15 protein-coding genes are annotated in these 12,802 nt (G+C 60.9%); 6 read left to right on the top strand and 9 right to left on the bottom strand.

Annotation, left to right across the window (positions count from 1 at the left end; genetic code table 11):
- Nucleotides 1-13 precede the first annotated feature (13 nt).
- Complete coding sequence (gene trxB, locus Q4577_RS16955) at nt 14-958, bottom strand: thioredoxin-disulfide reductase (protein WP_303471039.1); 945 nt, start codon at nt 956-958, stop codon at nt 14-16.
- Nucleotides 959-1,157: 199 nt separating this feature from the next.
- On the opposite strand from trxB, the gene Q4577_RS16960 reads away from it, so the two are divergent.
- Nucleotides 1,158-1,658 carry an Lrp/AsnC family transcriptional regulator gene (locus Q4577_RS16960; protein ID WP_244688611.1) on the top strand — a complete coding sequence of 167 codons (501 nt, stop codon included), beginning with the start codon at nt 1,158-1,160 and terminating at the stop codon, nt 1,656-1,658.
- Nucleotides 1,659-1,822: 164 nt separating this feature from the next.
- On the opposite strand, the gene Q4577_RS16965 is transcribed toward Q4577_RS16960, so the two are convergent.
- Nucleotides 1,823-2,632, bottom strand: coding sequence for a Hint domain-containing protein (locus Q4577_RS16965; protein WP_303470937.1), 810 nt, complete (start codon nt 2,630-2,632; stop codon nt 1,823-1,825).
- Between Q4577_RS16965 and Q4577_RS16970 the strand changes: the two genes are divergently transcribed.
- Entirely contained in the window at nt 2,611-3,432 is an 822-nt protein-coding gene (locus Q4577_RS16970) for a hypothetical protein (RefSeq protein ID WP_303470939.1), read from the top strand. The two genes, Q4577_RS16965 and Q4577_RS16970, sit on opposite strands and share 22 nt — an antisense overlap.
- On the opposite strand, the gene Q4577_RS16975 is transcribed toward Q4577_RS16970, so the two are convergent.
- The gene (locus Q4577_RS16975) at nt 3,417-5,066 is read right to left on the bottom strand and encodes an electron transfer flavoprotein-ubiquinone oxidoreductase (RefSeq protein WP_303470941.1); all 1,650 of its coding nucleotides are present in this window, start codon (nt 5,064-5,066) and stop codon (nt 3,417-3,419) included. The genes Q4577_RS16970 and Q4577_RS16975 overlap by 16 nt on opposite strands.
- A 358-nt stretch (nt 5,067-5,424) precedes the next feature.
- On the opposite strand from Q4577_RS16975, the gene greA reads away from it, so the two are divergent.
- Together greA and Q4577_RS16985 are read left to right on the top strand one after the other, a co-directional pair.
- Nucleotides 5,425-5,895, top strand: a complete 471-nt coding sequence (gene greA, locus Q4577_RS16980; protein WP_244688602.1) for a transcription elongation factor GreA — start codon at nt 5,425-5,427, stop codon at nt 5,893-5,895.
- Nucleotides 5,896-5,929: 34 nt separating this feature from the next.
- A complete protein-coding gene (locus Q4577_RS16985) occupies nt 5,930-7,000 on the top strand; it encodes a hypothetical protein (protein WP_303470943.1) in 1,071 nt (356 codons plus the stop codon).
- A 6-nt stretch (nt 7,001-7,006) separates the two neighbouring features.
- On the opposite strand, the gene glp is transcribed toward Q4577_RS16985, so the two are convergent.
- Genes glp through Q4577_RS17005 form a run of 4 tightly spaced genes read right to left on the bottom strand, consistent with a single transcriptional unit; the run spans nt 7,007 to nt 10,282 of the window.
- Entirely contained in the window at nt 7,007-8,272 is a 1,266-nt protein-coding gene (gene glp / locus Q4577_RS16990) for a gephyrin-like molybdotransferase Glp (protein WP_303470945.1), read from the bottom strand.
- Entirely contained in the window at nt 8,269-8,772 is a 504-nt protein-coding gene (mobB, locus tag Q4577_RS16995; RefSeq protein WP_303471040.1) for a molybdopterin-guanine dinucleotide biosynthesis protein B, read from the bottom strand. The genes glp and mobB overlap by 4 nt, the downstream gene beginning before the upstream one ends.
- Nucleotides 8,772-9,398, bottom strand: coding sequence for a molybdenum cofactor guanylyltransferase MobA (gene mobA, locus Q4577_RS17000; RefSeq protein WP_303471041.1), 627 nt, complete (start codon nt 9,396-9,398; stop codon nt 8,772-8,774). The genes mobB and mobA overlap by 1 nt, the downstream gene beginning before the upstream one ends.
- 8 nt (nt 9,399-9,406) lie before the next feature.
- Nucleotides 9,407-10,282 carry a formate dehydrogenase accessory sulfurtransferase FdhD gene (locus Q4577_RS17005; protein WP_303470948.1) on the bottom strand — a complete coding sequence of 292 codons (876 nt, stop codon included), beginning with the start codon at nt 10,280-10,282 and terminating at the stop codon, nt 9,407-9,409.
- Nucleotides 10,283-10,344: 62 nt separating this feature from the next.
- Here Q4577_RS17005 and Q4577_RS17010 point away from each other — a divergent pair, with 62 nt between their 5' ends.
- Nucleotides 10,345-11,070, top strand: coding sequence for an AzlC family ABC transporter permease (locus Q4577_RS17010; RefSeq protein WP_303470950.1), 726 nt, complete (start codon nt 10,345-10,347; stop codon nt 11,068-11,070).
- Nucleotides 11,067-11,390 (top strand): AzlD domain-containing protein, encoded by a 324-nt coding sequence (locus Q4577_RS17015; RefSeq protein ID WP_244688592.1) that lies wholly within the window; start codon nt 11,067-11,069, stop codon nt 11,388-11,390. The genes Q4577_RS17010 and Q4577_RS17015 overlap by 4 nt, the downstream gene beginning before the upstream one ends.
- A gap of 49 nt (nt 11,391-11,439) precedes the next feature.
- On the opposite strand, the gene Q4577_RS17020 is transcribed toward Q4577_RS17015, so the two are convergent.
- Nucleotides 11,440-11,808: a MerR family transcriptional regulator gene (locus Q4577_RS17020; RefSeq protein WP_303470953.1), complete on the bottom strand. Its 369-nt coding sequence runs from the start codon at nt 11,806-11,808 to the stop codon at nt 11,440-11,442.
- Between the two features lie 102 nt (nt 11,809-11,910).
- Nucleotides 11,911-12,675, bottom strand: coding sequence for an SDR family NAD(P)-dependent oxidoreductase (locus Q4577_RS17025; RefSeq protein ID WP_303470955.1), 765 nt, complete (start codon nt 12,673-12,675; stop codon nt 11,911-11,913).
- Nucleotides 12,676-12,802: the final 127 nt, after the last annotated feature.

Here is a 12,802-nt window from a genome sequence, read left to right on the forward strand (position 1 = left end):
CAGCCCCGTGGGATCACGCGTCGTGTTCCGCCAGGAATTTTTCCGCGTCCAGCGCCGCCATACAGCCCATGCCGGCACTGGTCACCGCCTGACGATAGACATGGTCGGTCAGATCGCCGGCGGCAAAGATGCCGGCGATCGAGGTGCGGGTGCTTCCGGCCTCGACCTTGACGTAGCCACCATTGTGCAGCTCCAGCACATCCTTGACCAACTCATTCGCCGGGGCGTGGCCAATGGCGACAAACACGCCCTTGCACGGGATTTCGGTGATCTCGCCGGTCTCGACATGTTTGACGCGCACGGCCTCGACGCCCTTGGGGTTGTCCTCGCCGACGACCTCTTCCAATTGATGAAACCACAGCGGTTCGATCTTGGGGTTTTTCATCAGTCGATCCTGCAGGATCTTTTCCGCCCGCAATTCATCCCGGCGATGGATGAGCGTCACCTTTGACGCGAAGTTCGTCAGGAACAATGCCTCTTCAACCGCGGTGTTGCCGCCGCCGATCACCACAATTTCCTGGCCGCGATAAAAGAAGCCGTCGCAGGTGGCACAGGCCGACACGCCAAAGCCCTTGAACGCCTCTTCCGACGGCAGGCCCAGCCATTTGGCCCGCGCGCCAGTCGCCAGAATCACCGCATCCGCCGTATAGATCGTGCCGCTGTCACCGGTTGCGGTGAACGGGCGTTTCGATGTGTCGAGATTGGTGATGATGTCACCAATGATCTCGCAGCCCATCGCCTTGGCATGATCCTGCATACGGATCATCAGATCCGGGCCCTGGACCTCGCTGTCACCGGGCCAGTTCTCGACCTCGGTTGTGGTGGTCAGCTGGCCGCCGGGTTCAATCCCCTGCACCAGAATCGGATTCAACATCGCACGGCTGGCATAAACGCCGGCGGTATATCCCGCTGGGCCGGAGCCGATGATCAGAACTTTGGTGTGGCGGGTCTCGGCCATGTGGTGCCCCTTTGGCTTGCGCATCTCTATCAGACGCCGCATATAGCCATCCTGCCCTCAAACGAAAAGGCCATGAAACCCCGTCATGCGCCCCGATCAGGGCAAAATCACAGCATGAAAAGAATCTTGCGTAATTTGGAAAGATAATTGCGTAGGCCTGCCAAGCTGTTATAACAATCGCAATTCGGCGGAGGGCGAAATGCCGGGAACACGACTTGATCCAATAGATCGCAAAATTCTGGCAGAGCTTCAGGCAGATGGGCGCATGACCAATGTCGAGCTTGCCCGACGGGTAGGTATTTCTGCCCCACCCTGTCTGCGCCGTGTGCGCACGCTGGAAGAACAGGGATATATTCGCGGCTATCACGCCGAGGTTGATGCCCGTGAATTGGGCTTTGAGGTGCAGGTTTTTGCGATGGTCGGGCTGGTCAGCCAGGCTGAAAGCGATCTGTCAGCCTTTGAAGACCGTTGCCGGGCCTGGCCGCTGGTGCGCGAATGCCACATGTTGAACGGCGAGGTGGATTTCATCCTGAAATGCGTCGCGCCCGATCTTTCAAGCTTTCAGAGCTTTCTGACCGGTGAATTGCTGACAGCGCCCAATGTGGCCTCGGTCAAGACATCGCTGGTGATCCGTGGGGCCAAGGATCAACCGGGCGTGCCATTCGAAGTGCTGGAAGCGCGGCTAAGCAAAAACGCCTGATTTTGCCGGCCTGATTTCACCTGTCCAATTTTGTCGGGCTGATCTCACTTGCCCGATTTTGCCTGCGCTATCTTGCCGGCCTGAATCAGGCCTGCCGGCATCTCACCATTTGCGCCACCCTGCCTGACAACAATCAGCGCAGGGTTTTGATCTTCGCCTGCGCCCTATCCCAGACCTTCCAGCATTTCACGTTCCACACGGGGAAAGCCAAGCGGGCCAAAATCGCGCGGGCCGGCAATTCCGGGGAACAGCGACATGAAAAGCGACTGTGTCTGACTGCCCATCTGGGCAATCCTGCCGCCGCTGCCAGGGTGATAGCTTTCAACTTCCAGACCGCCAGCCGTGACCACCGCATGTTTGCGCAACATCAGGTGGTAAACACGCACCGCACTTGGCGGGGTCACCCGGAACACCGACACGCCATCAATGAAATCGGCAAGCGGGGTCAGCACCCTGCCCTCGCCAGTGCCGACACGCATTTGCGGCGGATTGTGCAATACTGCGGCCGCTGGCCCGAACATCATGTCGTGGCTCGGCCGGCCCCGGCCCAAGGCATCACCGGTCACCCGGATCAATCCATTCAACAGCGAAGCAGCCCCGGCCTGACCTGACAAAAGCGTCGTTGACCCGATCCAAAGCACCTGTTGCGGCCCGGCCGAGGATTGCACCGGATCGCCGGGCATCAGATCTTCGATGGCGCAAGGCCCATTTGGTGTCGCCAAAACCGTACCACGGGCAAACCCTGACACGGCGCGATCGAACAATTCGGTCTGCGGCACCATATGCGCCGCTTGATGCAGGCTGAAATCCGGCAAAAGCGCCGTCACCTCAAGCCTGCGCATCTCGACAGCGTCGCGCAAGGCATGATGTTCGCCGCTGTATGGGGGTTCGGTCCGGGCAAGCGGGGCGGATCGCACCGTCGACCGTGTGATGTCAAAATGGGATTTCGGCTGTGGGCGATGAGAAGCGGTCATGGCGTGCACCTGTTTATTCGGGTCACATCCGCGTCGGCCCCCACCGACAACGTCAGATCGACAATTCAATTCATATCCAACCGCAACAATGTCCGTGTTTTGCGGTCATCTGTCAAAAACCGGGCCGAATTGTCCGCCCTGACGCGGCAATGGCCCTTGGGGGGGCGGGATTGTTACCGGATTTTGCGGCGTTGGCCGATGTCACCGGGCAGAAGAATCGCGGGAAACCATGCGTTTTGCGCCGGAATTTGGCAGCAAAGACGACAAAAGCCGCGCCCATTGCAGAGCGCGGCTTTTTGAAACGCGGATCGACTGATTTGTATCAGGCGGACTTCAGCAGTTCCAGAGGCGCGCTGCGGCGAGCAATCATTGCGGCGCGACGTGCACCACGGGTCCAGGGCATTTCAACGTGGGTGGTTGCTGCCGTGGTCACAACGGATTTGATGAACCGAGTATTCATGTCTTTGTTCCTTTGGTCGGATCGGCGGCCACCGCGGCCACGCTTGCTACCCACTCAATATGGAATTGGTTTCCGGCAGGTCTGGGGCAGAAATAATAATTTTTCGAAAATTTTCGCCTATTTTAACTATAAATTGGGGCGGCCAAACGTACCCACTTATCCGTTTAAATTCAATTACTTAACAAAACGCCACTCCCAATCCCTGGCATCAATGTGGCAGACTTGCGGCACCGCCCTGCCCCGGTTCCGCCGCAAATCGCCCAAAACGACAAAAGCCGGACCAATTTGGCCCGGCTTCATCACAATCGTCACGCGGTTGCGGTGTCACATGTTGGGATAATTAGGCCCATCGCCGCCCTGCGGTGTGACCCAGTTGATGTTCTGGCTGGGATCTTTGATGTCACAGGTCTTGCAGTGCACACAGTTCTGGAAGTTGATGACAAATTCCGGCGCGCCGTCCTTTTCCACAACTTCATACACCCCAGCCGGGCAATAGCGCTGGGCCGGTTCGGCAAACTGGGGCAGATTCTCGCCAATTGGCACCGACGCATCCTTCAGCGTCAGGTGACAGGGCTGTTCTTCTTCGTGGTTGGTAAAGGAGAACGACACATTGGTCAGCCGATCAAAGCTCAGCTTGCCGTCCGGCTTGGGATAGTCTATCGGTGTGTGGCCATATACTTTTTCCGTGGCTTCGGCATCGGATTTGCCATGTTTGACGGTGCCAAACAGCGACAGACCAAACAGGCTGTTGGTCCACATATCAAACCCGCCCAGCGCCAGGGACGCCGTGAGCCCCCATTTCGACCACATCGGTTTGACGTTGCGCACCTTCTTCAGGTCCTGACCAATCGCGCCGGTGCGCACCTCGACCTCGTAATCGCTCAGCTCGTCACCGGCCCGCTCGGCCTTGATCGCGTTGAACGCGGCTTCGGCTGCCGCCTTGCCCGAAAGCATCGCATTATGATTGCCCTTGATGCGCGGCACATTGACCATGCCTACGGAACAGCCCAGCAGCGCCACGCCCGGCGCCACCATTTTCGGCATCGACTGATAGCCGCCTTCGGTGATCGCCCGCGCGCCATAGGCGACGCGTTTGCCGCCCTCCAACAGCTCTGCCACCATCGGGTGATGCTTGAACCGCTGGAATTCCATGTAAGGGAAGAGATAGGGATTCTTGTAGTTCAGGTGCACGACGAAGCCGACATAGACCTGATTGTTTTCCAGATGGTATATAAAGGAGCCGCCGCCCGCATTGCCGCCCAGCGGCCAGCCCATGGTGTGGGTTACGCTGCCTTCTTTATGTTTGGCGGGGTCGATTTCCCAGATTTCCTTCATCCCCAGACCGAATTTCTGCGGCTCTTTGCCAGCAGAAAGGTCGTATTTGGCGATCACTTCTTTCGACAGCGACCCGCGCACACCTTCGCCCAAGAAGACATATTTGCCGCGCAGCTCCATGCCCGGCTCGTAATTCGGACCGGCTGTGCCGTCGGCGTTTTTGCCAAACTCGCCCGCGATGACACCCACAACCTCACCGGCATCACCATAGATCAGCTCGGAACAGGCCATGCCGGGGAAAATCTCGACGCCCAGGCCCTCGGCCTGTTCGGCCATCCAGCGACAGACATTGCCCATCGAGACAATATAATTGCCGTGGTTGTTCATTAGCGGCGGCATCGGCGCATTGGGAATGCGGATCTGCCCGGCTTCGCCCAGCATGTAAAACTTGTCTTCGGTGACAGGCACATTCAACGGCGCGCCCTTGGCCTTCCAGTCCGGGATCAGCGCATCCAGACCGCAAGGGTCCAGCACCGCGCCCGACAGGATATGCGCACCGACCTCTGAGCCTTTTTCCAGCACCACAACTTCAAGATCGCTATCCAGCTGTTTTAACCGTATCGCCGCGGAAAGCCCCGCAGGCCCCGCCCCCACGATCACAACATCATATTCCATCGCTTCGCGCGTCACTTCGGTCATATCCGCTCCCTCGGCTGGTGCTGCACCTGCATCATAGCTCGCAGAGTCCTGCCCGGAAATTTGCCTTGGGTCAACGTTGTGCGCTGCGTCATTATGCGTTCAGAACAGGTTAAATTCGCAAAAACCACATGTTAGCGTCGCAACCCGGCCGCCCCCGGGGTGTGATGACAGATCCATATCATCAGGTTCAGATCATGCCCCCCATGGCCGACACCCCGCGCCCCTGCGCGCACGTTCCCGCCAATTCCGCCTTTCCCTCTTGCATCCGATGGACCGCCTAAGGCAATGTCGCTGAAACACGCTGATATGATTTCGCCGCCACCCATTCGGGCAAAGGCGGCCCTTTCTGGTAAGGCCTATGGAAAAGATACCGATGACCCGCGCGGGACATTCTGCGCTCGAAGCCGAATTGAAACTGCTCAAATCCGTTGAGCGGCCTGCCGTCATTAAGGCGATTGCAGAGGCGCGCGAATTGGGCGACCTCAAGGAAAACGCAGAATACCATTCCGCCCGCGAAAAACAGGGGTTCATCGAAGGCCGGATCAAGGAGCTTGAGGGCGTGTTGAGCCTGACCGAGGTTATTGACCCGACCAAATTGTCCGGCACAATCAAATTCGGCGCAACCGTGACCGTGGTTGATGAAGACACCGACGAGGAAAAGACCTGGCAAATCGTTGGCGAACACGAGGCCAATGTCGAAAAGGGCCTGTTGAACATGAAATCGCCCATTGCCCGCGCTTTGATCGGCAAGGAAGAGGGCGATAGCGTAGAAGTGCGCACCCCCGGCGGCACCAAGGATTACGAAATCCTGAAAATCGCGTATATCTGACGGCACGACGTAACCTGTCCCGAAAGTCCCGGAAATGCCCGCCGACCAATCTGCCCCCCAGACCGAGGACCGAAGCGCGCGGGTTGCGCCTTCGGCACCAACGCCATTGGGAATCTATGAACGAAACCGCGCACCCAAGGTGACCGGAATCGAAATTGTCGCTGTTGCCCTGTCACTTGTGTGGCTGTTGGGGGCGGTCATTTTCTTTGTGGTTCTGAAACCGTCTGGTTTGGGGACCGGCAATGGCACGGACGAAGGTCTGCGGTTCCTGATGACCCTTCTGGCGGTGTTCATGCCGGTGGCGATGATCTGGGTCGCGGCCACCGCCGCGCGGGCCAGCAAGGTGATGCGCGATGAAAGCAGCCGGTTGCAAACCGCGATCGACGCTCTGCGCCATGCCTATGTCAGCCAGGGTCAGGGGGGCGCTGCGGCCACTTCGGTCACGCGCAAGCTGGATGAAATTGCCGCCGCCCAGCGCAAGGCCGAAGCGGCGATGGCGATGTTTTCCTCGACCCGCGAGATTGGTGCGCATCGCACCGCGATGGCAACCGCGCCTGCGCCCGCCGCACCTGCGTCGCCCTCGGATGACCAGCCCGCGCTGGCGCTTGGCACCCCGGCCGAAGCGCTGGAACCAGAATTGTCGAACGAGGATTTCATCTGCGCGCTGAATTTCCCGGAAACCGCGGACGACCGCGATGGGTTTGCCGCGCTGCGCCGCGCGCTCAAGCATCGTGCAACCGCGCAATTGGTTCAGGCCGCACAGGATGTGCTGACCCTGCTTAGCCAGGATGGCATTTACATGGACGACCTGCGCCCCGACATGGCCAAGCCCGATGTCTGGCGGCGTTTTGCCGAAGGCGCGCGGGGCCGTGCGATTGCGGGCCTTGGTGGCGTGCGCGACCGGTCTTCGCTGGCGCTCAGCGCGGGGCGGATGAAACAGGATCCGATTTTCCGCGACGCGGCGCATCATTTCCTGCGGGTCTATGACCGCACTTTCCAGAGCTTTTCCGAACGTGCGTCAGATGCGGAAGTGGCGGCCTTTTCCAATACCCGCACCTCGCGGGCGTTCATGCTTTTGGGGCGGATCGCCGGCACCTTCGATTAAGCGCCGTTACAACCCGAAGCTGCCATACGGAAGAAAGCGCACCAAATCGCCTTCGCGGATCTCTGCGGCACCATCCGGCAATTCCACCAGCCCCCCGGCCCAGGACAGCCCGCTGATCCGCCCCGATCCTTCAGAGCCAAAGACCGCCGCCCGGCCATCCTGCATTTGCGCCCGCAGATACTCGCGCCGGCCCGGCTTCTTGGTCTTGGCGAAGGCGGCGGGCACGTCGAACCCCTGTGGCCGCTGCCAATGCCCGCCCGCCAATACCGCCAGCGCCGGACGCGCAAAGATCAGCGCACAGACCAGCGCCGCCACCGGATTGCCCGGCAACCCGAACACCGGCACGCCATCCCACAGCCCAAGGGCCAATGGCCGCCCCGGTTTGACCGCGATGCGCCACATCTGAAGCGCCCCAGCGGTGCGCAAAAGGGCGGACATGTGATCCTCATCCCCGGCAGAGGCACCGCCAGAGGTCAGGATCACATCCACCTGCCCCGCCGCGCGGTCCAACGTGGCGCGCAATGTCGGGCGATCATCCGGGGCAATTCCCAAATCAACCGCCGCACATCCCCAAGCCTCGGCCAGCGCCAAAAGCATCGGTCGGTTGGCATCGAAAATCTGCCCCGGTCCGGCGGTCCCGCCAGCCGCGACAATTTCATCCCCGGTGGACAAGACCCCGACCCGTAGCCGCTGTCGCACCGGCACCTCTGCCACGCCAACCGCCGCCATCAACGCCACATCCGCCGCCATCAACCGACGCCCAGCGCGCAGAATGACCTCACCGGCCACCACGTCTTCGCCCGCTTTGCGGGTGTTTGCCCCCTGTTTCAATGGCCCGTGCAACGCGATGGCGCGGCCATCTGTGGTCACATCCTCTTGCAAAACCACGGTGTCGACCCCGGCCGGCAACGCCGCACCGGTCAGGATGCGTAGCGCCCGGCCCGGTGGCACGGTCCCCGCAAAGGGCACCCCCGCCGCCGCACGCCCCGGAAATAGCGGCAGTTCCACCGCCCCGGCCGCAAGACCACCGGCAAAGCCATACCCATCCACCGCCGCATTCGCGGTCGGCGGATTGGAGCGATGCGCAGTGACGTCCTTGGCCAGGATACGCCCCGCCGCCTGATCCACGGCACAGACCTCGACCGCGGCAACCGCGTTCAGATTGTCACGCAGATGGGCCAGCGCATCCTCTACCGGGGTCCAATTGACCCCCGCAGGCAGCGCAAAACAATCGTTGCGCAGCGGCGGCGGTTGCAGGGAGCTGCCGCTCATAATCCGACCTCGGCCAGAATGAAATCCGCGATGCTTTTGGTGTCGTCCAAATCGAACACCGGCCGGTCCAATGTGATCGCCACATCCGCCATCTGATCCGACGCCACGGCGCGCACCGTCGCGTCATCCGGGGCAATCAGCGGCTGGCCGGTTACGGCGCGATGCGCCTCGATCTTGGGATGGCCGTCGCGTTTGTAGCCTTCGACCAGCACCAGATCGCAGGGCGCAAGCTGGCCCAGCAAGTGATCCAGCCCCGGCTCCTCTTCGCCGCGCAATTCGGTCATCAACGCCACGCGTGTGCGCGAAGCCAGTAGAACCTGCCCCGCCCCGGCCATGCGATGGCGGTGCGAATCCTTGCCCGGTTGGTCGACATCAAATGTGTGATGCGCATGTTTGACGGTCGACACTGTAAACCCCCGGCCCGTGATCTCACACACCAGCCGTTCCATAAGCCCGGTTTTGCCAGAATTCTTCCATCCGGTCACACCATATAGCCGCATCATATCATCGCCTCTGCCTCGGCCAGATCCTCGGGGGTGTTGACGTTGAAAAATGCCGTTTCCGCATCGAACATCGCCTCGCGTCCGCCATGGGCATCGCTCCACAGAACGACCTTTTTCAATCCCCCCGCCAAGGCCGCGCGCAGATCGTCACGCAGCGCCACCGGCCAAAGCCCGAATGTCGGGTGGCGCACATGGCCGCCGCGCGACATGGATTTCGTCTGTTCCACCCCGCGTCGGGTTGCGGCCAGCACCAGTGGCCGGGTCTGGCCCTCTGCGGCCTGTACCAGTCTGGCGACAAGATCGGTTGGAAAAAACGGGGTGTCTGCGGCGGCGGTCACAATCGTCTCTGCGCCTTGCTCAGCGGCATAGTCCAGCCCGGCCAGCACACCGGCCAGCGGCCCGGCAAAGCCATCAATGGAATCGGCAATCACCGGCAGACCAAACCCGGCAAACCGCGCCGGATCGCCATTGGCGTTCAAGACCAATCCGCTGACCTGCGGTCGCAAGCGGTCAATCACGTGATCCAGGATCGACAGCCCGCCAAGACGCAACAACCCCTTGTCGCCACCGCCCATCCGGGTGGCCCGGCCCCCGGCAAGGATCACGCCCAGCGGCCCGGTCATCGGCCCGGTCATCGGCCATCCCCCTTGCGCCGATGTTTCCTGTCTTCTTGCGGCACGCTTGCGGGATCGGCGTCCCAAATCACCCGCTCTGCCCCGGACAGACAAATGAACCGTTTGCCGCGCATCCGCCCAATCAGCGTCATGCCGACCTGGCGGGCAATCTCGACACCCCAGGCGGTGAACCCCGACCGCGAGGCCAGAACGGGAATGCCCATCAAGGCCGTCTTGATCACCATTTCAGAGGTCAGGCGCCCGGTGGTATAGAGGATCTTGTCCGCCGCCCCAACGTTTTCGCGCAGCATCCAGCCCGCAATCTTGTCGACCGCATTGTGCCGGCCGACATCCTCCATATAGACCAATGGATGGTCGCCCTGACACAACACCGTGCCGTGGATCGCCCCTGCCTCAAGATAAAGCGACGGCGTTTGATTGATCTGTGCGGATAGCGCGTAAAGCCAGCTGGAACGCAGCTCTGCCTGCGGCAGCACCAGCCCCTCGAGCCCCTCCATCATATCGCCAAACACCGTCCCAACCGCACAGCCGCTGGTCCGCGTCTTTTTTTTCAGCTTGTCCTCATGGCTGGTCTGGCGGGCGGTGCGCACCACCACAACCGCAAGGTCGGCGTCATAATCGACGCCGGTCACCACATCATCGTCCAGCAACATGCGTTGATTGCGCAGAAACCCCAGCGCCAGAAGATCCGGGTAATCGCCAATGGTCATCGCCGTCACAATTTCCTGACTGTTGAGAAAGATCGTCAGGGGCCGTTCCTCGACCACGGCGATGTCCTGTGGCCGGCCTTCATGATCGACACCTGCCACCACCCGGGTCAACCCCGCCGCTTCGGGGTCAGGGGAAATCAGATAAGAGTGGGCGTTTTCCATCCTCGGCAATTGCGTCTCCGCCTTTGGCTTAGTAGGTCTGGCGCAGACCCTAGGATGAACCCATGACACCCTCCACCCCCAATCGTGATTTCTGGCGCGGGCTGCGCGACGGATTGCCCTTCCTTCTGGTGATCACGCCATTTGGATTGTTGTTTGGCGTGGTGGCAACCGAAGCGGGTTTGAACGTCTACGAAACCCTGAGCTTTTCCATCGTGGTGATCGCCGGCGCGGCCCAGTTCACCGCGTTGCAGTTGATGGTCGATGACGTGCCGGCCCTGATTGCGCTGGTTTCGGCGCTGGCGGTCAACCTGCGTATGGCGATGTATTCCGCCGCTTTGACCCCCTATCTTGGCGCGGCACCGGTCTGGCAACGCGCGCTGATCGCCTATTTCACCCTGGATCAAAGCTTTGCCACCGCCACGGCAAAGTACGAAAGCACCCCGGATATGGCGCTGAAAAATCGGGTGGCCTATTTCTTTGGTGCGGCGCTGGCGGTGTCCCCTGCCTGGTGGGTTGCAACCCTGGCCGGCGCGATGTTGGGCAAAAGCATCCCGGATTGGATGGCATTGGATTTCGCTGTGCCCATCACCTTTTTGGCGTTGATTGCGCCCATGCTGCGCACCTTGCCCCATGTCCTGGCGGCGCTGGTGTCGATCGTGGTCGCATTGGTGTTTGCCTTCCTGCCCTATAACCTTGGGCTGTTGGTGGCCGGGGTCGCCGGGATGATGGCCGGTGCCGAACTGGAACGACAGCTGCGTTTAAGAGCCGGCCAAGGTGGCACATCATGATCGAAACCTGGGAAATCTGGCTGGTGATTGTCGGTCTTGGGATCGGCAGCTTTCTTTTGCGGTTCAGCTTCACCGGACTGGTCGGCGGGCGCGCCTTGCCCGAATGGCTGTTGCGACATTTGCGCTATACCGCCGTGGCGATCCTGCCGGGGCTGGTGGCACCGCTTGTGGTCTGGCCTGCCGCCACCGGCGGCGCACCGGATGCGCCGCGCATGCTTGCCGCCGCTGCGGCCCTGTTGACCGGCCTCGTGACGCGCAATGTGCTGGCCGCGATGTTCGTCGGGGCCGCCACATTGTATCTGGCGCTTTACCTGCTCTGAACTCAGCCACGACCCAACCCCGGCGAAGCGGGCCTTTGCACGCGTCAGGTCAGTGACGGCTTAGCGAGGAGAGACCATTCCGCAGCGTCGCCAAGCGGTCCAGAACCGCGGCCCTTTTCTCGTCCAGCTCGGCCTTGAGCCGGTCAATATGCGCCAGTTTCTCTGTCAGTTTCTGGAGGCCATCTTCGCAAGGGCCAGCGCCGCTGTCTGAAAGACAGGCGCGCATTGCCCGTATTTCCCGGGTCGAAAACCCCGTCGCGATAAAGTCACGGATGCGGCGCGCGCGTCTCAGGTCAGCTTCGCTATAGCTGCGATAGCCATTCAGCGTGCGCCCGACCTCCAGCAGCTCTTGTTTTTCATAGTGGCGCAACATCCGTTGGGTGATCCCCAACCGCTCTGCGGCTTCTTTCGCCTGCATCTTAGACGTCCTCTCCAGAAAGCCTGATCAACATGTGAATGTGACACAGGTTTATCAAGTGAAGCCGGGGGGCGCTTCTGTTCGCCCCCGGCCCCAAATGGATCAGGTCCGCAGCGACCAGCCGCCATCAACGGTCAGAACCTGCCCCGTCAGCCATGCGTTTTCGGAGCTCCCAAGCCGCAGGATCCACGGCACGATATCCGCCGTGACGCCGCGCCGCCCAAGAGGAATTTGTGCGGCTTCTTGCGCTTCGACCTGCTGGGCCGCCTCCTCTGGCAATCCCATCATCCCGGTCAATGCGCCGGTTTTGACGGGGCCCGGGGCGATGGCATTGACGCGGATGCCGTCATTGGCAAGCTCGATCGCCCAGGACTTTGTCAGATGTTCCAACGCGGCCTTTGTCGCGCCGTAATGTGCCAGCATCGGCGCAGCCCCTCTGGACACAGCGGTGCCAATGTTGACGATTGTCCCCTTGCTCTTGCGCAGGGCCGCACGGGAGGCCCGGACAAGTTGAGACGGCGCGACGATGTTCAATGCAGCCATTTTCGCAATCACATCAACATCATACGCGTCAATTGGCAGGGGTTGGCCCGCGCCGGAATTGTTCACCAGCAGATCAATCCGCCCCCAGCGGGACATCGCGGCATCCACGATCTGTGCCCCACTGTCCACCTGCGCGCTATCCATCTGAAGTGCCTCAATACTGGCATAAGCATCCGCCACCGTCGCCAGCTTTTCCGCGTTGCGCCCGGTGATCAGAACATTTGCGCCTTGCTTCGCAAGCTCGGTCGCCGTTGCCTCACCGATACCAGAGCTGCCACCGGTGACAATTGCCACCTTACCCTGCCATTTGTTGTCGCTTGCCATGTTGATTGGCCTCCTGTCATCGACTCATTTTCGCTTGATGAGAGGCCCTCCTAGCGCCTTGACACTAATGTCAGGGTCAAAGTTTTTTTCGCGCCGTGCCAGGAAAATTTGGCGCGCCGACCGGTGC

The sequence above is a fragment of the Marinovum sp. 2_MG-2023 genome (genome assembly GCF_030548265.1).
In the GTDB taxonomy this organism is placed as follows: Bacteria; Pseudomonadota; Alphaproteobacteria; order Rhodobacterales; family Rhodobacteraceae; genus Marinovum.

Bases quoted from the DNA above. Each gene is read 5' to 3' on its own strand.
- trxB (WP_303471039.1), bottom strand. From the start codon at position 958: ATGGCCGAGACCCGCCACACCAAAGTTCTGATCATCGGCTCCGGCCCA.
- Q4577_RS16960 (WP_244688611.1), top strand. From the start codon at position 1,158: ATGCCGGGAACACGACTTGATCCAATAGATCGCAAAATTCTGGCAGAG.
- Q4577_RS16965 (WP_303470937.1), bottom strand. From the start codon at position 2,632: ATGACCGCTTCTCATCGCCCACAGCCGAAATCCCATTTTGACATCACA.
- Q4577_RS16975 (WP_303470941.1), bottom strand. From the start codon at position 5,066: ATGACCGAAGTGACGCGCGAAGCGATGGAATATGATGTTGTGATCGTG.
- greA (WP_244688602.1), top strand. From the start codon at position 5,425: ATGGAAAAGATACCGATGACCCGCGCGGGACATTCTGCGCTCGAAGCC.
- Q4577_RS16985 (WP_303470943.1), top strand. From the start codon at position 5,930: ATGCCCGCCGACCAATCTGCCCCCCAGACCGAGGACCGAAGCGCGCGG.
- glp (WP_303470945.1), bottom strand. From the start codon at position 8,272: ATGAGCGGCAGCTCCCTGCAACCGCCGCCGCTGCGCAACGATTGTTTT.
- mobB (WP_303471040.1), bottom strand. From the start codon at position 8,772: ATGCGGCTATATGGTGTGACCGGATGGAAGAATTCTGGCAAAACCGGG.
- mobA (WP_303471041.1), bottom strand. From the start codon at position 9,398: ATGACCGGGCCGCTGGGCGTGATCCTTGCCGGGGGCCGGGCCACCCGG.
- Q4577_RS17005 (WP_303470948.1), bottom strand. From the start codon at position 10,282: ATGGAAAACGCCCACTCTTATCTGATTTCCCCTGACCCCGAAGCGGCG.
- Q4577_RS17010 (WP_303470950.1), top strand. From the start codon at position 10,345: ATGACACCCTCCACCCCCAATCGTGATTTCTGGCGCGGGCTGCGCGAC.
- Q4577_RS17015 (WP_244688592.1), top strand. From the start codon at position 11,067: ATGATCGAAACCTGGGAAATCTGGCTGGTGATTGTCGGTCTTGGGATC.
- Q4577_RS17020 (WP_303470953.1), bottom strand. From the start codon at position 11,808: ATGCAGGCGAAAGAAGCCGCAGAGCGGTTGGGGATCACCCAACGGATG.
- Q4577_RS17025 (WP_303470955.1), bottom strand. From the start codon at position 12,675: ATGGCAAGCGACAACAAATGGCAGGGTAAGGTGGCAATTGTCACCGGT.